General features: G+C 73.8%; 19 protein-coding genes. 8 read left to right on the forward strand and 11 right to left on the reverse strand.

The features are described 5' to 3' along the window. Window positions 1-15: 15 nt before the first annotated feature. Window positions 16-1,221 (reverse strand): Gfo/Idh/MocA family protein, encoded by a 1,206-nt coding sequence (locus ACH4SE_RS26670; RefSeq protein ID WP_398546018.1) that lies wholly within the window; start codon window positions 1,219-1,221, stop codon window positions 16-18. A gap of 193 nt (window positions 1,222-1,414) precedes the next feature. Here ACH4SE_RS26670 and ACH4SE_RS26675 point away from each other — a divergent pair, with 193 nt between their 5' ends. Together ACH4SE_RS26675 and ACH4SE_RS26680 are read left to right on the forward strand one after the other, a co-directional pair. Continuing rightward, on the forward strand, window positions 1,415-2,422 hold the full coding sequence (locus ACH4SE_RS26675) for a LuxR C-terminal-related transcriptional regulator (RefSeq protein ID WP_398546019.1): 1,008 nt from the start codon (window positions 1,415-1,417) through the stop codon (window positions 2,420-2,422). Window positions 2,423-2,633: 211 nt separating this feature from the next. Continuing rightward, entirely contained in the window at window positions 2,634-2,984 is a 351-nt protein-coding gene (locus ACH4SE_RS26680) for a hypothetical protein (RefSeq protein ID WP_398546020.1), read from the forward strand. 125 nt (window positions 2,985-3,109) lie between these two features. On the opposite strand, the gene ACH4SE_RS26685 is transcribed toward ACH4SE_RS26680, so the two are convergent. The 3 genes from ACH4SE_RS26685 to ACH4SE_RS26695 all read right to left on the reverse strand — a co-directional run bounded on the left by ACH4SE_RS26685 (window position 3,110) and on the right by ACH4SE_RS26695 (window position 4,960). Further along, window positions 3,110-3,313, reverse strand: coding sequence for a hypothetical protein (locus ACH4SE_RS26685; RefSeq protein WP_398546021.1), 204 nt, complete (start codon window positions 3,311-3,313; stop codon window positions 3,110-3,112). 418 nt (window positions 3,314-3,731) lie between these two features. Further along, window positions 3,732-4,223, reverse strand: coding sequence for a glutathione peroxidase (locus tag ACH4SE_RS26690; RefSeq protein ID WP_398546022.1), 492 nt, complete (start codon window positions 4,221-4,223; stop codon window positions 3,732-3,734). Further along, the gene (locus tag ACH4SE_RS26695) at window positions 4,220-4,960 is read right to left on the reverse strand and encodes a pentapeptide repeat-containing protein (protein ID WP_398546023.1); all 741 of its coding nucleotides are present in this window, start codon (window positions 4,958-4,960) and stop codon (window positions 4,220-4,222) included. The genes ACH4SE_RS26690 and ACH4SE_RS26695 overlap by 4 nt, the downstream gene beginning before the upstream one ends. 289 nt (window positions 4,961-5,249) lie before the next feature. Between ACH4SE_RS26695 and ACH4SE_RS26700 the strand changes: the two genes are divergently transcribed. Continuing rightward, entirely contained in the window at window positions 5,250-6,644 is a 1,395-nt protein-coding gene (locus ACH4SE_RS26700; RefSeq protein ID WP_398546024.1) for an FtsW/RodA/SpoVE family cell cycle protein, read from the forward strand. After that, window positions 6,641-8,143 carry a penicillin-binding transpeptidase domain-containing protein gene (locus ACH4SE_RS26705; protein WP_398546025.1) on the forward strand — a complete coding sequence of 501 codons (1,503 nt, stop codon included), beginning with the start codon at window positions 6,641-6,643 and terminating at the stop codon, window positions 8,141-8,143. The genes ACH4SE_RS26700 and ACH4SE_RS26705 overlap by 4 nt, the downstream gene beginning before the upstream one ends. On the opposite strand, the gene ACH4SE_RS26710 is transcribed toward ACH4SE_RS26705, so the two are convergent. The 3 genes from ACH4SE_RS26710 to ACH4SE_RS26720 all read right to left on the reverse strand — a co-directional run bounded on the left by ACH4SE_RS26710 (window position 8,121) and on the right by ACH4SE_RS26720 (window position 11,534). After that, window positions 8,121-8,945 (reverse strand): polysaccharide deacetylase family protein, encoded by an 825-nt coding sequence (locus ACH4SE_RS26710; protein WP_398546192.1) that lies wholly within the window; start codon window positions 8,943-8,945, stop codon window positions 8,121-8,123. The genes ACH4SE_RS26705 and ACH4SE_RS26710 overlap by 23 nt on opposite strands. A gap of 277 nt (window positions 8,946-9,222) precedes the next feature. Next, complete coding sequence (locus ACH4SE_RS26715) at window positions 9,223-10,404, reverse strand: CapA family protein (RefSeq protein WP_398546026.1); 1,182 nt, start codon at window positions 10,402-10,404, stop codon at window positions 9,223-9,225. A gap of 17 nt (window positions 10,405-10,421) precedes the next feature. Then, on the reverse strand, window positions 10,422-11,534 hold the full coding sequence (locus ACH4SE_RS26720; RefSeq protein ID WP_398546027.1) for a ferritin-like domain-containing protein: 1,113 nt from the start codon (window positions 11,532-11,534) through the stop codon (window positions 10,422-10,424). A 123-nt stretch (window positions 11,535-11,657) separates the two neighbouring features. Here ACH4SE_RS26720 and ACH4SE_RS26725 point away from each other — a divergent pair, with 123 nt between their 5' ends. After that, on the forward strand, window positions 11,658-12,560 hold the full coding sequence (locus ACH4SE_RS26725) for a diiron oxygenase (protein ID WP_398546028.1): 903 nt from the start codon (window positions 11,658-11,660) through the stop codon (window positions 12,558-12,560). 172 nt (window positions 12,561-12,732) lie between these two features. Here ACH4SE_RS26725 and ACH4SE_RS26730 read toward each other — a convergent pair whose 3' ends face one another. After that, the gene (locus ACH4SE_RS26730) at window positions 12,733-13,431 is read right to left on the reverse strand and encodes a TetR/AcrR family transcriptional regulator (protein WP_398546193.1); all 699 of its coding nucleotides are present in this window, start codon (window positions 13,429-13,431) and stop codon (window positions 12,733-12,735) included. Between the two features lie 138 nt (window positions 13,432-13,569). Between ACH4SE_RS26730 and ACH4SE_RS26735 the strand changes: the two genes are divergently transcribed. The 3 genes from ACH4SE_RS26735 (at window position 13,570) to ACH4SE_RS26745 (ending at window position 17,227) form a co-directional block, all read left to right on the forward strand. Next, complete coding sequence (locus ACH4SE_RS26735; RefSeq protein ID WP_398546029.1) at window positions 13,570-13,809, forward strand: hypothetical protein; 240 nt, start codon at window positions 13,570-13,572, stop codon at window positions 13,807-13,809. 122 nt (window positions 13,810-13,931) lie between these two features. Beyond that, window positions 13,932-15,566 carry a chitinase gene (locus ACH4SE_RS26740; RefSeq protein WP_398546030.1) on the forward strand — a complete coding sequence of 545 codons (1,635 nt, stop codon included), beginning with the start codon at window positions 13,932-13,934 and terminating at the stop codon, window positions 15,564-15,566. Between the two features lie 389 nt (window positions 15,567-15,955). After that, the gene (locus ACH4SE_RS26745) at window positions 15,956-17,227 is read left to right on the forward strand and encodes an NlpC/P60 family protein (protein WP_398546031.1); all 1,272 of its coding nucleotides are present in this window, start codon (window positions 15,956-15,958) and stop codon (window positions 17,225-17,227) included. A gap of 5 nt (window positions 17,228-17,232) precedes the next feature. On the opposite strand, the gene ACH4SE_RS26750 is transcribed toward ACH4SE_RS26745, so the two are convergent. From ACH4SE_RS26750 to ACH4SE_RS26760, 3 genes are all read right to left on the reverse strand, one after another. Further along, window positions 17,233-17,952 carry a GTP-binding protein gene (locus ACH4SE_RS26750; RefSeq protein WP_398546032.1) on the reverse strand — a complete coding sequence of 240 codons (720 nt, stop codon included), beginning with the start codon at window positions 17,950-17,952 and terminating at the stop codon, window positions 17,233-17,235. Between the two features lie 192 nt (window positions 17,953-18,144). Continuing rightward, on the reverse strand, window positions 18,145-18,627 hold the full coding sequence (locus tag ACH4SE_RS26755; RefSeq protein WP_398546194.1) for a roadblock/LC7 domain-containing protein: 483 nt from the start codon (window positions 18,625-18,627) through the stop codon (window positions 18,145-18,147). 14 nt (window positions 18,628-18,641) lie between these two features. Next, complete coding sequence (locus ACH4SE_RS26760; protein WP_398546033.1) at window positions 18,642-21,173, reverse strand: nitrate- and nitrite sensing domain-containing protein; 2,532 nt, start codon at window positions 21,171-21,173, stop codon at window positions 18,642-18,644. Window positions 21,174-21,471: the final 298 nt, after the last annotated feature.

Here is a 21,471-nt window from a genome sequence, read left to right on the forward strand (position 1 = left end):
GGGGGGACGGCCGGGTCAGGCGAGCCGCAGCGCGGCCTCCCGGACCACGAGGGTGTCCGCGCGCACCTCGCGCAGGCCCGGCAGCGGCCAGATCCCGCGGCGCGGCGCGGGCGGGCCGCCGGGGCCGGACGTCCAGGCGATGCTGCGGGTCCAGGCGCGCAGCTGCTCGCGGAAGCCGGTGACGGCCGGCCCGGAGCGGTGGGTGGTGCGGGTCGAGGCGCCGGTGTCGGGCTCCCACGTGTCGATGTGCAGCGTCGCGCCCTCGTCGCGGGCGTAGGGCGAGGGCAGGGTGAGGGTGGCGACGGTGTCGGTGCCGGTGAACTCGATCGTCTCGCGGTAGCGGTGGTGCCCGGGCAGCCGCAGGTGGCCGGCCTCCACGAGCAGCTCGTCGTCCGGCCGCCAGCGGCAGCTCACCGCGCTGCCGCCGGCCCACTGCACGCTGTGCTCCAGCGAGCCGTGCAGCGTGCGCCCGGTTCCCTCCAGCGCGGCGTGCACGATGTTGACCTGGTGGATGAGCGAGCCGCCCAGGCCCCGGGCGTAGACCTCGCGCTGCATGCCGCTCGCGCCGGGGCCGAGCGCCCGGCCGAGCGCCTCCTGCGCGGGGGGCGGCTGCGGACCGTAGGGCGGCGGCGCGTACGGGACGAGGTGGTCGACCAGGTGCGGGGCGTTGGGGTCGTGGATGTCGACGCTGATCCGGCGGGCGGTCGCGGCGTTGTCGCGGCAGTGCTCGACGAAGAGCTGCACGACCGGATCGTGCCGCTTCATGTAGCCGGCGGTGACGGGGACCCCGGTGCGGCGCTCGGCGGCGATCAGCTCGTCGATCTCCGCGAGGTCCAGGCTCACCGGCTTCTCGCACAGCACCGGCAGCCCCGCCTCCAGGCAGCCGAGCACCGCGTCGCGGTGCGTCCACCACGGCGAGAGCACCAGCGCGGCCCGCGCCCCGGCCCACACCGCCTCCTCGGCGCTCGTGCACACCGCGACCCGGCCGAATCCCGCCATCAGTGCGGCGCGGTGCTCCGGGTCGGGGTCGATGACGGCGGCCGGCCTGATCAGCCGGGGCAGGTCGCGCATCTCGCGCAGGTGCGCCGCGTGCGCGACCTTCCCGGCCCCGATGACCACGACCGGGACCTGCGCGTGGCCGGGACCGCCCGCGCCGGCGGGGCCGCCGTGCGGTCCCCCCGCGCTCTCCGCCGGCGGCCCCTGCCGCCCCGTGTGACGCATCGTGCTCATCCTTTCGCCCGGAAGGCACTCGTTCCTACCAGGAAACGTGGCGCGACTGCGACGCCGGGGTGTCCGAACCGTGATCTCACCCATGGCAAGGAGGCCATCCATTGCTAGAGTCGGTATAGGGTGCGGTTGCCACCTTGCAGGCACCTGCACGTTTCGGCGCACCCGGCGACGAAAGAGGGAATCCGTGGCCAATTCGGTGAGGGGCGGTGGGCCGAATGCGGCCGACATCGGGCTCGCCCTTTATCAGACACTGCGCAGCCAGGGCTCCGTCGCCCCGGACAAGGCGGTGGCGGCGCTCGGGCTGACCGAGGCCGAGGCCGAGGCGGGCTGGCAGGAGCTGCAGGAGCTGGGCCTCATACGCCCGAGCGACGGCTCGGGCACGGTCGACGCGGTCGAGCCGGACACCGCCCTCATCGAGCTGCTGGCCCGCCAGCGCGCGTCCCTGCGGCGCCAGCGCGACGAGCTGACCTCCATGGTCTCCGCCGCCGAGTCGCTGATGGAGCGCTACCGCCCCGCGGTGCTGCGGGAGAACGCCGAGATCGAGGTCGAACTGCTGACCCGGGACCACCGGCGGCGGCAGTTCCTGCGCGACTTCGACGCGACGATCACCGAGACGGCCAGCTGGATGCACCCCGGCCCGCTGCCGTCGAGCGAGGTCCTGGCGAGTTCCCTCACCGCCGACAGCGAACTCGTCGCACGCGGCGTCAAAGTACGCGCAATTTATGGCCAGAGCATTAATTCAGCACCCAGGCAACGTAAATACCTGTCGGATCTCACGGCCGCCGGAGTGGAAGTCAGACTCGCCCCGCAGGTGCCTTTCGACCTCCTTATGGCCGACACACACAGCGCCCTGGTCCTGGCCAATCCGGATGAACCCCTGGGCCCCGCGATCGTCATCAGGGGGCCCGCTCTGGTGCGTTCGTACGTGGCGATGTACGAGGACTGCTGGCTGCGCTCGGTCCCTTACAGTGCGAACACCTCTCCCGCCCTGGAATCCGACAGCGAGCTGACCGAGCAGCACCGTACGACCATGAGACTGCTGGCCAACGGCCTGACGGACGAGCGGATCGCCCGGAAACTCGGGGTGTCCCTGAGGACGGTGAGCCGCCTGGTATCCGAGATCATGCGCTATCTTGAAGCGGACAGCCGATTCCAGGCGGGAGTCCTCGCCGCGGCTCACGGTCTGATCTGACGCACTCCGGGTGACGCGATCAGACCGGCGCATTCACGCCATGGCAGATATACGCAGATGCGTCGTCTGGTTCGGTGCAGGTTGCATTTGCCATCATTGGGAAAGTCATGTGTCCCTACTCCGTAGTGAGCACGTCACACTCTCTGCCCACCTAAGGATTATGATGTCGCGGATCCGGCGTTCGACCCATGTCTCCGCTGTAGCAGCACTGGTGCTTGCTCTGTCGTCGGCTGCCGGCACGGCTGTTGCTGCCGACTCCTCTTCCGCACCCGCACCGGCGCCCGCACCCGTCGCCAAGACCGGCTCCGTCTCGCCTGACGGCTGGTTCCCGGGCGCGGCCCCCGCCGGCTGGTTCCCCGGCGCCGTCACCCCGGACGGCTGGTTCCCCGGTTCGACCACCACGGCCACCCCCGCGGGATGGTTCCCCGGCTCCACCACCACGGTCACGCCCGCGGGATGGTTCCCGGGTGCCACCACCACGGTCTCGCCCACCGGGTGGTTCCCCGGCTCCACCACCACGGTCTCGCCCGCCGGGTGGTTCCCCGGCACCGTCCAGGTCTGAGCACACCGACGACAGCGCGGACACAGCACCGCGCGGCCCGTGATGATTCGCGGACCGCGCGGTGCTTTGTGCATTTTGTGGGGGGATGATTCCCTACGGCCGGTGGGCCTGGGTCGGGGCTCGGGTCAGGACCCGACGGGGGCCGTCGCGGCCATGAGGGCTTCGTGCGGCCTGGCGACGGCCAGGGCGCGCTGGAGCACGGTGTCGATGTCGGTGGCCGCGTCGTCGGCCGCGGGATGCACCGCGAGCCAGCCGAGGTGGCGCCGGAGGAAGGCCGCGAGGGCCGGCACCGTCCGCAGGGGGAGGCGGACGGTGCGGCCCTCGACCATCAGATCGGCCCAGGAGGTCAGGGTGTCTCGAATGGCAGCGCGCGCCTCGACTGCCGGCCCGTTCAGGGGGATGCCGGGCCGGTCAGTGCCGGACAGTCTGTCGCCGGGGTCCTGCGCTGCTACGAGTGCGACCTCAAGCTCGCCGTATACCCGGGGAAGCAAGGCGAGCTGCCGATCCAAACGCTCCTGGCAAGGAACACAGAGTGCAGGGTCCGTGTCGACACACAGGTGGCCGGTTCGGAACCCGTAGTCATGCACTCCACTGTCCCTTCTCGTTGCCGGGGCGGTGATTACAGACAACCAGCAGGGCCGGTTCCGGACAACGGCCTGGAACCGGCCGGATCGTGCCATGGCGCGTTCGCGCATCTAGGCACCTCCGCCGCTGGTCAGCCGGGTGGTCGCCACCACGGCCGGGGGTTCAGCGCGGCAGGTTTGCCTCGATCGCCCCAATCACCTCGTCAGCCTCGGGAACGACGCGCGGCCGGAAGCGGGCCACGGGCTCGCCCGAGCCGTTGATCAGGAACTTCTCGAAATTCCAGGTGATATCTCCCGCTTCGCCCTCGGCGTCGGCCAGCTGCGTCAGCTCGGCGTAGAGCGGGTGCCGGTTCGCACCGTTGACGTCCGCCTTGGCGAGCAGCGGGAAGCTGACGCCGTACGTCGTCGAGCAGAAGGCCGCGATCTCCTCGGCACTGCCGGGCTCCTGCCCGCCGAACTGGTTGCAGGGCATGCCGACGACCGTGAAGCCGCGGTCGGCGTAGGTCTTCTGCAGCCGCTCCAGGGCCTCGTACTGCGGGGTGAGGCCGCACCTGGACGCGACGTTGACGAGCAGCACGACCTTGCCGGTGTGCTCGGCGAGCGTGGTCGCGGTGCCGTCGAGGGTCTGCAGCGGGATGTCGTGGAGGGCGCTCATCGGCTGGGGCTCCTTCTGGTGGCGGCCCGGGTGCGGGCGCCGGACGCGCGCCCCGCGGGCGTGGAGGGCTCGGCCACGGTCAGGCCGAGGGTCTGGGCGAGTGCGGGCGCGAGGTCGAGCAGCTGCGCGGGCGTGACGACCGCGCCGCGCAGCGACTCGTAGCCGTCGGCCAGGTCGATGGTGAGGGCGCCGCGCAGGTCGGCGTCCTTGAGCACGGCCCGGCCGAAGCGGGCCTGCTCGATCCGGGTGCCGGGGAAGGACACGCCCTCCAGCCGGGCCTCGCCGAAGTCGACGTCGCGCAGCACGCAGTCCTCGAAGACGACGTCGTGCAGCGCGGTCGCCCGCAGGTTGACGGAGTCGAGCTTGCACCGCAGGAACGTGACGCGGCGCAGCACCGCGTCGTACAGCTCGACACCGGCCAGCGAGCTGCCGAGGACGGCGGTGTCCAGCCACTGGCCGCCGGCGAGGGTGCAGCCGGTGAGGCGGCAGCCGGACAGCCAGACGTCGTTGAAGCGCGCCGCGCGCAGGTCGGCGCCGGGCAGCACGCAGTCGGTGAGCGCGGACTCCAGGAAGCGGGCGCCGGCGGCCCGGGTGCCCTCGGGGGTGTGCAGGCCGTCGAGGTGCACGGTGTCGTAGTCGCCCTCGGCCTCCAGCGGCCCGGCGTGCGGGACGAGCGCGGAAGCGTACGGCAGGTCGGCGAGCGTCTCCGCGACGGCGGCGCGGGGCTGTGCGGTCACCCCGCCACCCTACGCGGGCCCCCGCGGCGGGCTGCGCCCGCGCCGCCGGGCACCGTCGGACCCGCGCACACCGCGGCCGGGCGAAGCGTCCGGGGCGCGCGGAACCGCGCGGCCCACCACGGTGGTGCGCGCCGTCACCGGCCGGACGGGGCGGTCCGGTGCGGGCCGGGCCCGGTGGGGCGGGGCTTGCCGGCGCGGCATGCGCACCCGGGGCCCGGGCGGGACGTCCGGCGCGGCCTGGCGGGTGACATGACGGATATGTCGGCCCCGCCTTGCTAGGTTGCCGTGCATGAGCGCTACGTCGGCCGACGCTCCGGCGCCGAAGGCCGCGCCCGGGGCGGACCGGCCTTCGGCGGCGGAGCCGCCGCGGCGCCGCCGCGGGGTCGAGCTGTCGCTGACCGTGGCCGCGGTGCTGGTGTCGGTGTACGGCTACGCCGAGGTGGGCCTCGCCACCTCGGGCGCCGTCCCGCCGGGGGCCGCCGGGTACGGCGCCGGGCTCGCGCTGCTCGCCGTCCTGGCGCATCTGGCCGTCCGCGCCCGGGCCCCGTACGCCGACCCGCTGCTGCTGCCGATCGCGGTGCTGCTCAACGGGCTGGGGCTGGTGCTCATCTACCGGCTGGACCTGGAGCCGTCGCTCGGCCCGCGGGCGGCGCCCGCGCAGCTGGTGTGGTCGACGCTGGGCATCACCCTGTTCGTGCTGGTGGTGCTGGCGCTGGACGACCACCGGGTGCTCGCCCGCTACTCCTACCTCGGGGTGACGGCGGCGCTCGCGCTGATGGCGGCGCCGATCTTCTTCCCGGCCGTCAACGGCGCCAAGATCTGGATCCGGGCGGCCGGGTTCTCCCTGCAGCCGGGCGAGTTCGCGAAGGTGCTGCTCGCGGTCTTCTTCGCCGCCTACCTCGCGGCCAACCGCGCCGCGCTCGCGTACACCGGCCGTACCGTCCTCGGGCTGCGGCGGCTCCAGCTGCCGACCGGGCGGGTGCTCGGGCCGGTGCTGGCGATCTGGCTGGCGAGTGTGGGGCTGCTGGTGCTGGAACGCGACCTCGGCACCTCGCTGCTCTTCTTCGGGCTGTTCGTGGTAATGCTCTACGTGGCGACCGGGCGCACCGGCTGGGTCGCCGTGGGGCTGGTGCTGAGTGCGGCGGGGGCCTTCGCCGCCGGCTCCCTCGAACCGCACGTGCACGGGCGCGTCGAGGACTGGCTGCACCCCTTCGCGAGTGTCCGCGCCGGGCTCGGCCCCGGGCAGCTCGCGCAGTCCCTCTACGCCTTCGGCGACGGCGCCGTGCTCGGCACCGGTCTCGGCCAGGGGCACTCCGCGCTGATCGGCTTCGCCGCCAAGTCCGACTTCGTCCTCGCGACCGCCGGCGAGGAGCTGGGCCTGGCCGGGCTGTGCGCGCTGCTGGGCCTGTACGCGCTGCTGGTGGCGCGCGGCCTGCGGGCCGGTCTCGCGCTGCGCGACCCCTTCGGGCGGCTGCTCGCCGTCGGGCTCGCGACGATCGTGGCGCTCCAGGTCTTCGTCATCACCGGCGGGGTGACCGACCTGATCCCGCTCACCGGCATGGCGATGCCCTTCCTGGCGCAGGGCGGCTCGTCGGTCGTGACCAACTGGATCATCGTGGCGCTGCTGATCCGGCTCAGCGACAGCGCGCGCCGCCCGCCACCGCGAGAGGACGCACCCCTGTGACCCGCTGCATCCGCCGCTGCGCCGCGCTGATCCTCCTCCTCGCACTGGCGCTGCTGGTCAACGCGGTGCGGGTGATGGTCGTGGAGTCCGGCTCCTACGCCGCCGACCCGGCCAACGGCCGTATCGCCATCGCCCGTTACGCGCACCCGCGCGGCGCCATCCTGGTCGGCTCCGGGTCCGTCACCGGCGCCCGCGGCACCGGCGGCCGGCTGGCGTACGCGCGCACGTACCGCGACGGACCGCTCTACGCGCCCGTCACCGGCTTCGCGTCGCAGACGTACGGCACCTCCCTGCTGGAGGGCACCGAAGATGGCCTGCTGTCCGGCACCAGCCCGCAACTGGACTCGGTGCCGCTGTGGCACGAGATCACCCGCGACCGGCAGCGCCCCGGCGACGTCCACACCACGATCGACGCCGCCGCCCAGAAGGCCGCCTACGCGGGCCTGGCGGGCCGGCGCGGCGCGGTCGCCGCCCTGGACCCGGCGACGGGCCGGATCCTCGCGCTGGTCTCCTCTCCGTCCTACGACCCCGGGCTGCTGTCCGGGACCGGCGAAGAGGTGGCCGCGCAGTGGAAGCGGCTGGGCGACGACCCGGCGCAGCCCATGCTGAACCGGGCGATCCGGCAGACCTACCCGCCGGGTTCGGCCTTCAAGGTGGTCACGGCCGCCGCGGCGCTGGAGGCCGGCGCCGTCACCGACCTCACGGCCCCGACCGACTCCCCCGACCCCTACCGGCTGCCGGGCACCACCTGGTCGCTCACCAACGAGGGGCGCGGCTGCGCGGACGCGAGCGTGCTGGACGCCTTCCGGGTGTCGTGCAACACCGTCTTCGCCAAGCTCGGCGCCGACGTCGGGCTCGGCGCGATGGTGCGGCAGGCGCAGGCCTTCGGCTTCAACGACACGGGTCTGCGCATCCCGCCGGGTGTCGCCAAGAGCAACTTCGACACGGCGATGAGCCCCGACCAGGTGGCGCTGTCCTCCATCGGGCAGTTCGACACGACGGCGACACCGCTCCAGATGGCGATGGTCGCGGCGGCCGTCGGCGACGGCGGCGAGCTGATGCGCCCGTACCTGGTCGACCGGGTCACCAACCACTCCGGCGCGGTGGTCTCCCGCACCGAGCCGGAGCGGCTGCACCGGGCCGTCTCGCGCTGGACGGCGAGCCGGCTGCAGCAGCTCATGGAGGCCGTCGTGACGGACGGCACGGGCACCAACGCGTCGATCCCGGGCGCGGTGGTCGGCGGCAAGACGGGCACCGCGCAGCACGGGGTGGGCAACAAGGGCACGCCCTACGCCTGGTTCATCAGCTACGCCCGGCCGCAGGGTGCGAGCCGGGCGGCCGTGGCCGTCGCCGTGGTCGTGGAGGACGCGGAGGCGGCGCGGGCGGACATCTCCGGCGGCGGCAGTGCGGCGCCGATCGCCCGCGCGGTCATGCAGGCGGTGCTGGCCGCGCCGCCCCCCTACGCCGGCCGGGCGTTCAGTGGACCTGCGGGAAGCTGAAGGCGTAGTGCTGCTGGGCGAGCCAGGTCAGCGACGTGTCGAGGGCGGCCACGGTCTGCGAGCGGTCGCCGCCGCCGTCGTGGAAGAGGATCGTCGGACCGTTGCCGATCTCCGACCTGACCGTCGCCACGATCGCGCCGGCGCCGGGCCGGGAGAAGTCCTTGGTGTCGACGTTCCAGCCGAGCGGCCGCAGGCCGTGCTGCGCGGCGATCTGGCGGCTGGCGGGGGTGAAGGCGCCGCCGGGGGCCCGGTAGTACTGCACGGGGGCGCCGCCGGACGCCTCCTCGATCATCGCGAGCGCGTCCAGGATCTCCTTCTGCTGGTACGCGACGGGCTTGTGGTCCATCGACTCGTCGTGGGAGACGGTGTGGTCGCACAGCCGGTGGCCCTCGGCCACGACCCGGCGCACCAGATCGGGGTGGGCCCTGGCCTGAGGGCCGATCATGCAGAAGGTCGCGTGCACGTGGTGCCGCTTGAGCACGTCCAGGACCTTGGGGGTCCACACGGGGTCGGGGCCGTCGTCGATGGTGATGTTGACGGCCTTGCCGGGCGTCTCGGCCGCGTGCACGATGCTCACCGGCACCGGGGGTACCTGCGGGGTGGTCGGCTTCGCCGGGGGCTTGTGCGGGGCCGTGGAGTGCCCGGCCGGGCCGCCCTTGCCGTCGGCGCCCTTGGCGCCGGCGCTCCCCGTGTTCCCCGTCGTCGCGGCCGCCGCGGTGCCGCTGCTGCCCCCGCCCGGCGCGACCAGCGCCGACACCACGGCGGCGAGCACGACGACCGCGACGGCCACGCCTATCACCATCGACCGCGGCGCGCTCTTGATCCGTTCCGGCGTCAGCCGCCCGGCCGTTGTCCGCCAACCCGTCATGTTGTGTGACCGCCCGCCCACTTCGTCGCTCGACGTCCCTTTTCCGCGGACCAGCGTCTCTCCCCCGCTCCGCGAACGGAAAGATGCGGCCGCCCACGGTACGGTTCCGCGACGATCACGCAACCAGGGGGTCGTTACAGGATCCGGACGTATCGTCGTATCGGGGCATCTCCCCGTCACCTCGCCGCCACACCGGGGCCGCTCGCAGGGCTCAGGCCGGGGGTGCCGTCAGGCCCGTGCAGCCGCGCAGGCCCTCGTAGCGGTCGGTGATCGTGCGCCCCGCGGCGCCGGTCTGCGGCTCGGGTACGCCCTGGCCGTCGACCAGGGCGGGGCTGAAGACCGCCTTCGCGACCTTGCCCCCGGTCACGGTGAGGGTCGTCACGCCGGTCTGGTCGGAGTGCGGGTAGGGCGAGGAGCCGTACCAGAGGAAGTTGCCGAAGCCGTAGGCGACGTAGGTCGGGCCGAGCATGCCCGAGCCGAGCATGACGTGCGCGTGCGTGCCGACGACCGCGGTCGCGCCGGCCTGCGACAGGTCGGCGGCGATCGACTTCTGCTCCGGGCCCGGGCAGCTCTGCCCCTCGGTGCCCCAGTGCAGGTAGACCACCACGACGTCGGCCTGCCTGCGCGCGTCGCGTACGGCGGCCAGCAGCGCGGGGCGGTCCAGCGCGGAGGCTATGCCGGGGCGGCCGGGGCCCGCCCGGAAGGCCTGGTTGGTGTAGTCCTGCACCTGGCTGGCGGCGACCACGGCGAGGCGCACGCCGTTGACCGTGGTGACGTACGGCCGGTAGGCGGCGGCCTCGTCGGGGCCGATGCCGACGACGGGTATCGGCGAGCCGCGCTGCGCGGCGAGGCTGTCGGCCAGCCCCTGCGGGCCGTAGTCGACCGCGTGGTTGTTGGCCATCGTGACGGCGTCCACACCCGAGCGCTGGAGGGCGCCGAGCGCGGCGGGCGTGGTGCGGAAGTGGTACTTCTTCGGCTGCGGGGTGCCGCGGGTGGTGATCGCGGTCTCCAGGTTGACCATCGAGAAGTCCGCGGCCCCCAGGGCCCGCGCCATGGGCCCGAGCGCGGGGTCCACGCCGAGCCGGTTCGCGGTGCGGTCGGTGAAGTGGACGTCCCCGGCGAACGCGAGGGTGACGGTGCCGGCCGGCTCGTGTGCGGCGGGCGTCGCTCCGGGCGCGGTCGCGGAGGGGGCCGCGCCGTCCGGCGCGGTCGTGCCGGACGCCCGCGGGGCGGCGGCGGCCCCGGCGGGGCTGCCGCCCCGGCCGAGCACCGCCCAGCCGGTCGCCACCGCGGCGACGACCACCACCGCCAGGCCGACCGCCGTGTTCCTGCGGCGCCGGCGCGCCCTGGCCCGGCGGGCGGCACGCCGCGATATCGGCCCCTCGTTGGTCATCGGACAAGCGTACGGTCCTACTCCGAGGTTTCCGCCCCCTGGGTGATGGTTTCGGCTACTTCCGTCACCCGGGCCCGCTCCTCGGCGGCGAAGCGCTCGGCGTCCAGCCGCTCGGCGATCTCCTCGTCCTGCGTCATGAGCAGGTCCAGGCTGGAGTCGCCCAGCTCGAAGACGCCGAGGTCCACGTACGCCCTCTGGAGCCGCGGGCCCCACAGCCCGATGTCCTTCACGCACGGCACGATGCGCGAGAAGAGCAGCTTGCGGAACAGCCGCAGGAATTCCGAGGACTCCGTCAGCTCGGCGGCCTCGGCGGCGGGGATGCCGAAGTTCTCCAGCACCTCCAGGCCGCGCAGCCGGTCGCGCATCAGGTAGCAGCCCTCGATCACGAACTCCTCGCGCTCGCGCAGTTCGGCGTCGCCGAGCTGCTTGTAGTAGTCGCGCAGCGCCATCCGCCCGAAGGCGACGTGCCGGGCCTCGTCCTGCATGACGTACGCGAGGATCTGCCGGGGCAGCGGCTTGTCGGTGGTGTCGCGGATCATGCCGAAGGCGGCCAGCGCCAGGCCTTCGATGAGCACCTGCATGCCCAGGTAGGGCATGTCCCAGCGGGAGTCGCGCAGCGTGTCGCCGAGCAGCGACTGCAGGTTGTCGTCGATCGGGTAGAGCATGCCGATCTTCTCGTGCAGGAAGCGCCCGTAGATCTCGGCGTGCCGTGCCTCGTCCATGGTCTGCGTCGCGGAGTAGAACTTCGCGTCGAGGTCCGGCACCGACTCCACGATGCGCGCGGCGCACACCATCGCGCCCTGCTCGCCGTGCAGGAACTGGCTGAACTGCCAGGAGGCGTAGTGCTGCCGCAGCAGGGCCCGGTCGGCGTCGTTCATCGCGTCCCAGTAGCGCGAGCCGTAGATCGACATGGCCTCGTCGGGGGTGCCCAGGGGGTCGTGCGGGTCGACCTCCAGATCCCAGTCGATCCGGCGCATGCCGTCCCACTGCTTGTCCTTGCCCTTCTGGTAGAGGGCCAGCAGCCGGTCACGGCCGTCGTCGTACTCCCAGGTGAAGCGGGCCGCGCCGTGCGCTGGCACCTGCCAGGACCATTCGGCGGGCTCGGTGGTGTAGCGGCCTTGCGTCGACATGGGGCGGCTCCAATCGCCTGTGCCGGACAGCGGTTCGCGCAGAGGTCTTGACGGGCTTGTTGACACAGAGTCTCATAAGACCCGTACCGCAGGTAACCCTCGTGCACCGGAGGCCCGTTCGGCATGGACGCCACACTGACCGACCGCGAGAAGACCGCGGAACGCCTCCTCGCGGCGTCCGCGAAGCACTCCTTCGACCCCGACACCGAACTCGACTGGGACGCCCCCTTCGAGGAGGGCCGCTGGTTCTGGCCGCCCGAGCTGCTGTCGCTCTACGACACCCCCCTGTGGCACCGGATGACCGACGAGCAGCGGAGGGAACTGAGCCGCCACGAAGCGGCGTCGCTGTGCTCGATCGGCGTGTGGTTCGAGACGATCCTCATGCAGCTGCTGCTGCGCCACACCTACGACCTCGACCCGACCAGCGCCCACGTCCGCTACGCGCTCACCGAGATAGCCGACGAGTGCCGGCACTCCAAGATGTTCGCCCGCGCCGTGACCAAGCTCGGCACCCCGGCCTACCGTCCGAGCCGCTTCGACCAGCAGCTCGGACGCGTCCTGAAGACCGTCTCGACCACGCCCGGCTCCTTCACCGGCACCCTGCTGGCCGAGGAGATCCTCGACTGGATGCAGCGGCTGACCTTCCCGGACGAGCGCGTCCAGACCCTCACCCGCGGCATCACCCGCATCCACGTCGTGGAGGAGGCCCGGCACATCCGCTACGCCCGCGAGGAGCTGCGCCGGCAGATGGTCACCGCCCCGCGCTGGGAGATCGAGGCCACCCGCCTCACCTCCGCGCAGGCCGCCAGGGTCATCGCCCGCTCCCTCATCAGCCCGCAGGTCTACGCCGAGGTCGGCCTCGACGTGAAGGAGGCCGTCGCCGCCGCGCGCACCAGCCCGCACCGCCAGGACGTGATGCGGCAGTCCGCGAAGCGGCTGATGGACTTCTTCGACGAGATCGGCCTCATCCGCGGCCCCAGCCGCCGCGTCTGGAAGGCCTCGGGGCTCGTGCCCGTCCAGGCCTGAGGCGCCTCCCGCCGTTTCCGCCGCACCCGCGGCCGCACCCGCCGCCCCCCGTAGCGGCGGGGTCGGCCCCACGCCCCTCAGGCCGCGGCGGTGCCCGCGGCCCGGCGGTCGAGTGCCCCACGGGCCGGGAGCCGGGGCGCTCGCGTTCCGACGTGCCCGCCGCCGGGTCGCGTCACGCCGTGTCGAACAGGTGCGCCGCGGCGGGGGCGAGGGCCGTCAGACGGGTCAGCAGCGCGCCCGCGGGGGACTCGGCCGTCTCCTGGGGCAGCGCGGCGGCGGCCGCGCGGGCCGCTTCCGGATCGGTCGTCGCGGTGACCAGCAGCAGGCCGGTGAAGTGGTCGACGAGCCAGTCGCACAGCTCGCTGCGCGACGGCTTGCGGCCCTCGTCGATCCACATCAGGGACACGGCCTCGACCGAGGCGATCCACGAGCGCACCATCATCGCCAGCCGCGGGCCCGGCTGCGTCACCCCGAGGTGGTGCAGCACCTGCTCCGCCGCGCGGCGCCGTACGCCGTCCACGATCGTGTCCGTGCGGCTCGTCTCGGCGACGCTGCCGCCGCCCAGCAGGGCGCCGTACGCGGGGGCGTGGTCCTCGACGTACGCGAGGTAGCGGTCGAGCGCGGCGGACAGCCGCATGGTGGGCGGGCCCTCCGCGGCGACCTCGAAACGGCCGATCAGCTCTTCGGCCGCGCCCAGCACCGCGGCCTCGTAGATCTGCTGCTTCCCGCCGGGGAAGTAGCGGTAGACCAGCGGGCGGGACACCCCCGCGGCGGCGGCGACGTCGTCGATCGAGACGTCCTCCGGCCGCCGGTGGCCGAACAGGTCGACGGCCGCGGCCAGCAACTGCGCACGGCGGGCCTCGACGTCCATTCTCCGGTAAGCCACCGCCCCACCTTATGGCCTCCGGCCCGGAAAGACGTTCGGGTGCCGGAGCCCGCTCCCCCGCCGCCCGCGCGGTTTTCCGTGCCCCGGAGGGGCCGCGGCGCCTGCTCGTGGGAGGGTGACGGCGTGAGGCACGAGGAGACGCAGTTCGTCGGGGGGCCGCTCGACGGGCGGGTCATCGAGGTCGTCGTGGGGATGACGGGTCAGCCGCCCAAGGAGTACGTCGTGCCCGTGGGGGGGCTGAGGCACGTGTACCACCGCGCCCCCGGGGTGAAGGGGGAGCACCGGACGCCGTGGGTGTTCCGCTACGACCCCGAGGGCAGGCCCGCCCCGGGCCCCAAATGGCCCTGGTCACGGCGGCGCTGACAGCGGCGGGGGATTTGGTCCGGACCATTGACACGATTGGTCTAAACCTGTTTGCTGCGCGGTGAGAGCCCACGCGCATCCGCGAACTCCCCCGCACCGCACCCGCGAAGGAGCATCCCCCCATGCTCGGCACGCTCAGCAGGAAGAGACCACTCGCCGCCGCCTCAGCCGCACTCGCGGGCGCCCTGGCCGTCGGCGGCCTCGTCGCCCTCGCCCCGTCCGCGAGCGCCGGGGAGTTCCTGGCCAACGGCGGCTTCGAATCGGGCAACCTGACCGGCTGGACGTGCGACGCCGGCGCCTCCGCCGTCACCGGGCAGGCGCACAGCGGCTCGTACGCGCTGAAGGCGACGCCCTCCGCGTCCGCCACCGGCCAGTGCAGGCAGACCGTGAGCGTCGCGCCCAGCACCACCTACACGCTGACCGCGCAGGTCAACGGCTCCTACGTCTACCTCGGCGTGGACGGCGGCACGAGCACCTGGACGCCCGGCACCGGCGGCTACACGCAGCTCAGCGTGTCCTTCACCACCACCGCGACACAGACCAGCGCCGGGGTCTTCGTGCACGGCTGGTACGGCCAGCCCGCCTACTTCGCGGACGACGTCTCGCTCCAGGGCCCCGGCGGGGGCACCACGCCGCCCACGACGCCCACGACGCCCCCGACAACGCCGCCCACCACCGCCCCGACCACGCCGACCACCACTCCGCCGACGACCCCGCCGACGACGACGCCGGGCGGCGGGGGGCTGCCGGCGCACGCGCTGGTCGGCTACCTGCACGAGACCTTCGCCAACGGCTCCGGCTACACGCGCCTCGCGGACGTACCCGACAGCTGGGACGTCATCGACCTGGCCTTCGGCGAGACCGACTCCCCGACCTCCGGGCAGATCCACTTCACCCGCTGCCCGGTCAGCGAGTGCCCCACGGTCGAGTCGGACGCCGACTTCAAGGCCGCGATCAAGGCCAAGCAGGCCGCGGGCAAGAAGGTGCTGCTCTCGATCGGCGGCGCCAACGGCGAGGTCCAGCTCACCACGGCCGCCGCGCGGGACGCCTTCGTGTCGTCCGTCAGCGCGATCGTCGGCCAGTGGGGCCTGGACGGCGTCGACATCGACTTCGAGGGCCACTCGCTGTCGCTCAACACCGGCGACACCGACTTCAAGAACCCGACGACCCCGGTCGTCGTCAACCTGATCTCGGCGCTGAAGACCCTCAAGGCCCGCTACGGTAGCGGCTTCGTGCTGACGATGGCGCCGGAGACCTTCTTCGTCCAGCTCGGCTACCAGTTCTACGGCTCGGGCCCCTACGGCGGCCAGGACCCGCGGGCGGGCGCCTACCTGCCGGTGATCTACGCGCTGCGCAACGACCTGACGCTGCTGCACGTCCAGGACTACAACTCCGGTCCGATCATGGGCCTGGACAACCAGTACCACACGATGGGCGGCGCGGACTTCCACATCGCGATGACGGACATGCTGCTCACCGGCTTCCCGGTGGCCGGCAACACCGCCAACGTCTTCCCCGCGCTCGCGCCCTCCCAGGTGGCCATCGGCCTGCCGGCCTCCACCACCGCGGGCAACGGCTGGACCGCGCCCGCCGCGGTGGACCAGGCGCTGGACTGCCTGACCCGGAAGACCGGCTGCGGCGGCTACACCACGCACGGCCAGTGGCCCGCCCTGCGCGGCCTCATGACCTGGTCGATCAACTGGGACCGTTTCAACAACGCGGAGTTCTCGAAGAACTTCGACGGCTACTTCGGCTGACACCCCGGCAGCCCCCGCACGCGTACGGCCCGCACCCGAGGGCGGTGACCGGGCCGTACGCCCCCGACGCCTCTCCCGGACCCACACCCCGCGCGGTACGCCGCCCGGGGTGTGGGTCCGGGCGTTCACCGGGGTGACCGGTGTGTCGCTGCGGGTGCGGAACCGCGGGCGCGGGCAGGGTCGTGGAGAAACGTGAGCAGCGTGGGCGGAGGTGGACGGCCGGGAAGGGACGGCGCAGCGCGCGGGGGCCGCCCGGGAAGCGGGGGCAAGCGATGAGGCAGTTCTGCGGCACGGGATGACACCCCGGGCGGAATAACGCCTTCCGGCGGCCGAAGATATGACAACCTATGACACGCTCACGAGGGTCCGTCATGTGGGAGGACAGGTCAATGCCGGTGGCTCGCAACGTCAGGTCCTGGCAGCGCTCTGCGGCCGTGTGCAGCGCGCTGCTCGCCGTGGGGGCACTCTCGCTGCCCGCGGCGCAGTCCGCCGCCGCCCGCCCGTACGAGCCGCCGCCCGCGCAGCCCGCCACCACTCCCCCGGCCGTACCGCCGGCCGCCCTGGGCTCGCTGCCCACGCCCGGCACCACCGCCGGACCCGAGTCGCTGCCGCAGCTCCTGACGCAGCTGCAGACGCTCTACCAGCAGTCCGAGGCGGCCACCGAGTCGTACAACCAGGCCAAGGTCACCGCCGACCAGCAGCGCGCCAAGGCCAGGTCGCTGGACGGGCAGCTCGCGGAGGCGCGCGCCAAGGTCGCCGCCGGGAAGGACCAGGTCGGCCTGCTGGCCCGGCAGCTCTACCGCACCGGCGGCCTGTCGCCGTACATGGCCATGCTGGGCGGCGAGTCCCCGCAGGACTTCTTCGGCACCCTGCACCTCGCCCAGCACACGGTCGAGACCCAGCAGGCCGCCGTCGACAGCCTGACCGCCGAGGAGGACCGGCTCGCCGGGCTCAACGCGCAGGCCCAGAAGGCCCTCGACGCCGCCCAGACGGCCCAGAACACGCAGGCGGCCAAGAAGACCGAGATCGAGACGAACCTGCGGCAGGTCGAGGCGCTCCTCGCCGGACTCAGCGGCGTCCAGATCAGCGAGCTGGAGGCGCTGGAGGAGCAGGGCGCGGACAAGGCCCAGCAGGAGTTCATGCACTCCACCCCGCTGGGCGGGGACGCCGCCGTACGCGCCCCCTCCGCGAAGGGCGACGCCGCCATCGCCTACGCCTTCGCGCAGCTCGGCAAGCCCTACGTGTGGGGCGCCGTGGGCCCGGGCTCCTTCGACTGCTCGGGCCTGACGTCGCAGGCGTGGGCGCACGCCGGCGTGCCGATCCCGCGCACCGCCGAGGAGCAGTGGGCGAAGCTGCCGCGCGTGCCGCTCTCGCTGCTGCGGCCGGGTGACCTGGTGATCTACTTCCCCAAGGCCACCCATGTGGCCCTCTACATCGGCAACGGCCTGGTCGTGCAGGCCCCGCACACCGGCTCGTACGTGAAGATCTCGCAGATCGGCGCCAACCCCGTCCTCGGCGCCGTCCGCCCCGACATGGGCGCGCAGCCGCTCGCGCACTACGAGCCGCGCAAGGTGCCCGCGACGAGGGCGCCCGCGACCGCGAAGGCAGGCAAGGGCACCCGCACCCCCGAGGCGAAGGCTCCCGCCGCGCACAAGAAGTGACGGGCCTACAGCGGCTGGTCGGCGAGCGCGTGCGTGACGAGGGCGAGCAGCGCGTCCACGACGGAGCGGCGCTCGCGCGCGTCGATGATCTGCACCGGGATGTGCGACGGCACCGCGAGCGCCTCGCGCACGTCCTCCGAGGTGTAGGCGTACGTGCCCTCGAACTGGTTGACGGCGACGGTGTACGGCAGCCCGGTGCCGTCGAAGTAGTCGAGCGCCGGGAAGCAGTCGGCGAGCCTGCGGGTGTCGGCGAGCACGATCGCGCCTATCGCGCCGCGCACCAGGTCGTCCCACATGAACCAGAAGCGCTGCTGGCCGGGGGTGCCGAAGACGTAGAGGACGAGGTCCTCCTCCAGCGTGATGCGGCCGAAGTCCATGGCGACGGTCGTGGTGACCTTGTCGGGGGTGGCGCCGAGGTCGTCCAGCCCCTCGCTGGCCTGCGTCATGACCGCCTCGGTGGTCAGCGGCGTGATCTCCGACACCGCGCCCACGAAGGTGGTCTTGCCCACGCCGAAGCCGCCGGCCACCACGATCTTGGTGGAGACCGGCGCGCGGTCACGCTCAACCGGCCAGGCGTGCAGGCCGTTCTGGCTGTCAGAGCCTGCGTAGTCCACTGAGCACCCTTTCGAGCAGCGCGCGGTCGGGGCGTACGGACCCGTGACCGGTACCGTACACGCGAATTCTTCCCTGCTCGGCGAGATCGCCCAGCATCGGGCCCCCGGCATTGCCGGCGGAGGCCCGGCGGCCGGTCAGAGCGTACGGGCGCACCCTGTGTGACCTGCGGTCGGCGCGCGCGAGGTGCGGTGCGCGGCGCGGCAGCGGGGCGTACCCGGGAGCCGGGAGGGAGTACCCGGGCGGGGCATGGACAGCGCCCGGCGGGACGTACGCGAGCGGGGGCGGTCCCCAGGCGGCCGCCATCAGCGGGCGCCTCCGCCGCCCGACTGGCGCAGCTCGCTGCGCAGCGCCGGTGTCAGGACGTGCCCGGCACGGCCGACGAACATCGCCATCTCGTAGGCGACGACGCTCAGATCGCAGTCCGCGGTGGCGTGCGCTCCGAGCAGCGAGCCGTCGCTGATCGACATCACGATCAGCACCCCGCCGGACATCGCGACGGTGGTCTGCCGGACCCGCCCGCCGTCCATGAGCTGGGCGGCGCCGACGGTGAGCGAGGCGAGCCCGGACACCACCGCGGCCAGGTCCATCCGGCCGCTGCCGGCCAGGCCCGGATGCGCGGGCGGGCTGTCGTCCGGGCCCGGCCGGTCGCCGTCCGGCTCGGAGCCGCACAGCAGCAGGCCGTCCGAGGACACGACCGCGACGGAGCGGATGCCGTGCACCTCCTGGACCAGATTCCGCAGCAGCCAGCGGAAGTTGCGGGCCTCGTGGCTGAGGGCCCCGGTCATCGTGCCGACCACGCTCAACGGGTCGCCTCCTCAACGGATCCTGCGGTGTCTGTGGGCCACTGCGGCCCCTGCGGCCCGGGCGCCCGGTCGCGCCCGCGTACGGCGTCGGCCTCGCGTACGGCGTCGGCGCGGCCGGCGCGCAGCCCGCGCTGCAACCCGGCGAGCCTGCGCCGCAGTTCGTCCGCGTCGACCGGAGCCGCGGGCGGCACGGCGACCGGCCGCACCGCGCCGCCCGCACCGCGCGGCACGCGCTGCGGAAGCCCCTGCGGCCCGGTTATCGGCGCGGCAGGACCCGCGGCCCGCGCGTGCCCGGGCGCGGCCGGCAGCGGGGCGACCCGCGCCGCGGGAGAGGGCACCGAGGGCGTCCCGTGCGCGGGTGTCGGCGTCACCGGATGGCCGGCGGGCGTCTCCGGAGTCGTGTACGGGGCGGTGGACGGACGGTCCGGGTGCGGGGCCTGGCCGGGAACGGGAACGCGCGGGGCCGGCACGGCGCTGAACGGCCCTCCGGACTGCGGGGCCCGCTCCGGGACGTGGGGGCCCTGCGCGGCGTACGGCAGCGGCTCCGGGGACGGGTGACGGCGGGCGTCCGCGCCGCGCAGGCCCGTGACGGCCGTCTCCAGCGGCACGAAGGGCGCGTCGTCCGGACCGACCGGCGGGATGAGCAGGCCCGGCAGCAGCACCACGGCCCGGGTGCCGCCGGACGGCAGCGCGTGCAGCCGCACCTGGACACCGTGCCGCCGGGCCAGGCGCGACACCACGTACAGACCCATCCCGGCCACCGCGCCCGGCGGTGCCGGATCGGGATCGGCGAGCAGCGCGTTCAGTTCGGCGAGACGCTCCGCGGGCACGCCGATACCGGCGTCCTCCACCACGACCGCGACCTCCCCCGCCTCCAGCAGCCGCCCGGACAGCAGGACCTCGGTCTCCGGCGCGGAGAACCCGGTGGCGTTGTCGAGGAGTTCGGCGATCAGGTGGGCCACGTCGTCGGCCGCCCGGCCCGCGACACGCGCGCCCGGCAGCACCTGGATGCGGACCCGCTCGTAGCGCTCGATCTCCGAGATCGCGCCGCGCACCACGTCGACGAGCGGCACGGGGCTCGCGGTGGCGCCGTGGCTGTGCTCGGTGCCGCCGAGCACGAGCAGCGTCTCGCTGTTGCGGCGCATCCGCGTCGCGAGGTGGTCGAGCTGGAAGAGCGTGCCGAGCCGGTCCGGATCCTGCTCCTGCTCCTCCATGGTCTCGATGAGCGCCAGCTGGCGCTCCACCAGGCCCAGGGTGCGCAGACTGAGGCTGACATGGGACATGTGCGCGGCGTCCCGCGCGGCCGCGGTCTGCAACTCGCGCTCCAGGTCCGCCACATGGGCGACCATCTCGTCATGGGCCCGGCGCAGCGCGTCCTTCTCCGCGACCGCCCCGGCCAGCGCGCCGCGCGTGCTCTGCGTGGCGCCGCGCTGCGCCGTCAGCTCGTTGCCCAGGTCCGCGGTACGGGCGCGCAGCGCCTGCGCCTCGTGCGTCAGGGCGTTGGCGCGGCGGGCCACGGCGGCGAACTCGTCCTGCCCGACGACCTGCACGCCGCGCCCGCTCGCGGCGTCCGAGCGGGCCCACACGTGCAGCGCCGCGAGCGGGCGGGTCAGGCTGCGGAAGAGCGCGACCAGCACGCCGGCGAGCAGCAGCAGGCAGCCCGCGGCCAGGGCGATTCGCAGCTCCAGCACCGTCACCGTGTGGTTGCGGCGGGCGGCGGCCGCGGCGGCCCGGTCGGTGGCCGCGGAAGCCTCGACGCCGCGGATCAGGGCGAGCCGCGCGGTGAGGTCGGCCCTGACCCTCTCCGCGCCCGGCCCGGATCCGCCGAGCTCGGCGGATCCCAGCAGCGCGGTGGTGTCCGCCTCGGCCCGCGCCGCGTCCGGCCCCGTGACCGTGCTGTCGTAGCGCTCGCGCAGCGCGCCGTCCGCGGTGGCCCGGAAGTCGGCGATCCCCGCACGCTCCTGGAGCCGGGCGGCCTGGGCGGCGGCCACCAACTCGGGCTGCCCGCCGTCCGCGGTGAGGGCGCCCACGAGCAGTCCGCGCTGGAGGGAGGCCGCGTCCGCGACCCGGGAGAGGGCCGCACCCGCCGGGCCCGCCGTCTCCCGCGCGAGGGCGTCCAGCAGCGGCTGGTAGGCCTTCACGACCGCCTGCACGCCCGTCCCGCCCGCCCGCGCGCCCAGCGCCGTACGGCGCACACCGGGCAGCGTGCCGAGCGCGGCCCGCAACTCCCCGCCCGCACCCGCCGCGAGCACGTCCTGCACCTGGCGGTCGGTCCGGGTGCCGTCCTGCGCGGGCACCGCACCGCCCCGGCCCGCCGCGACGAGCGCGGCCACGTCGTCCCGCTCGTCCCCCAGATCCTGCGCCAGCACCGTCGTACGCTGCGCCAACCGCGCCTGCTCCGCCTGGTCCTGCGCCGACGTCAGGTCCCCGGCCCCGAGCGCGACGCCGGGAGCCGCCGCGGCCAGCACCGCGCCCGCGCACACCAGCAGGGCGGCGAGCATCCGCTGCCTGACCCGCCGTTCACGCACTTGACGTCGTCTACGCACTTCGGGGCTCGCAATCACGTATCGCCGGCGGGGATTCCCCAGGGAATGTGCAGGGGCTGATCCGACCCTTGCAGTCCCGCCAGGAGGGGAGCCACGCCTCCCTCCTCCGGACACCCGAACGAGTGAATCGCACGGGCGTCACAGCGGACAACCCGGCACACGCCCCGAGTTGCCCACCAGTCCCTCCCGTCACCGCGACGCACTGGCGCGCCGGCCCCCGGCTCTGCCACTATGCCCTCCCCCACGGGCCGGACCTGACGCCCCGTCCGCTCCCCCCGGC

Source organism: Streptomyces sp. NPDC020983 (assembly GCF_044333485.1).
GTDB lineage: Bacteria > Actinomycetota > Actinomycetes > Streptomycetales > Streptomycetaceae > Actinacidiphila.

Excerpts from the sequence above, each read along its gene's own strand:
- ACH4SE_RS26670 (WP_398546018.1), bottom strand. The coding sequence starts at position 1,221 with ATGCGTCACACGGGGCGGCAGGGGCCGCCGGCGGAGAGCGCGGGGGGA.
- ACH4SE_RS26685 (WP_398546021.1), bottom strand. The coding sequence starts at position 3,313 with ATGGTCGAGGGCCGCACCGTCCGCCTCCCCCTGCGGACGGTGCCGGCC.
- ACH4SE_RS26690 (WP_398546022.1), bottom strand. The coding sequence starts at position 4,223 with ATGAGCGCCCTCCACGACATCCCGCTGCAGACCCTCGACGGCACCGCG.
- ACH4SE_RS26700 (WP_398546024.1), top strand. The coding sequence starts at position 5,250 with ATGAGCGCTACGTCGGCCGACGCTCCGGCGCCGAAGGCCGCGCCCGGG.
- ACH4SE_RS26710 (WP_398546192.1), bottom strand. The coding sequence starts at position 8,945 with ATGGTGATAGGCGTGGCCGTCGCGGTCGTCGTGCTCGCCGCCGTGGTG.
- ACH4SE_RS26715 (WP_398546026.1), bottom strand. The coding sequence starts at position 10,404 with ATGACCAACGAGGGGCCGATATCGCGGCGTGCCGCCCGCCGGGCCAGG.
- ACH4SE_RS26720 (WP_398546027.1), bottom strand. The coding sequence starts at position 11,534 with ATGTCGACGCAAGGCCGCTACACCACCGAGCCCGCCGAATGGTCCTGG.
- ACH4SE_RS26725 (WP_398546028.1), top strand. The coding sequence starts at position 11,658 with ATGGACGCCACACTGACCGACCGCGAGAAGACCGCGGAACGCCTCCTC.
- ACH4SE_RS26730 (WP_398546193.1), bottom strand. The coding sequence starts at position 13,431 with ATGGACGTCGAGGCCCGCCGTGCGCAGTTGCTGGCCGCGGCCGTCGAC.
- ACH4SE_RS26740 (WP_398546030.1), top strand. The coding sequence starts at position 13,932 with ATGCTCGGCACGCTCAGCAGGAAGAGACCACTCGCCGCCGCCTCAGCC.
- ACH4SE_RS26745 (WP_398546031.1), top strand. The coding sequence starts at position 15,956 with ATGCCGGTGGCTCGCAACGTCAGGTCCTGGCAGCGCTCTGCGGCCGTG.
- ACH4SE_RS26750 (WP_398546032.1), bottom strand. The coding sequence starts at position 17,952 with ATGCCGGGGGCCCGATGCTGGGCGATCTCGCCGAGCAGGGAAGAATTC.
- ACH4SE_RS26755 (WP_398546194.1), bottom strand. The coding sequence starts at position 18,627 with ATGACCGGGGCCCTCAGCCACGAGGCCCGCAACTTCCGCTGGCTGCTG.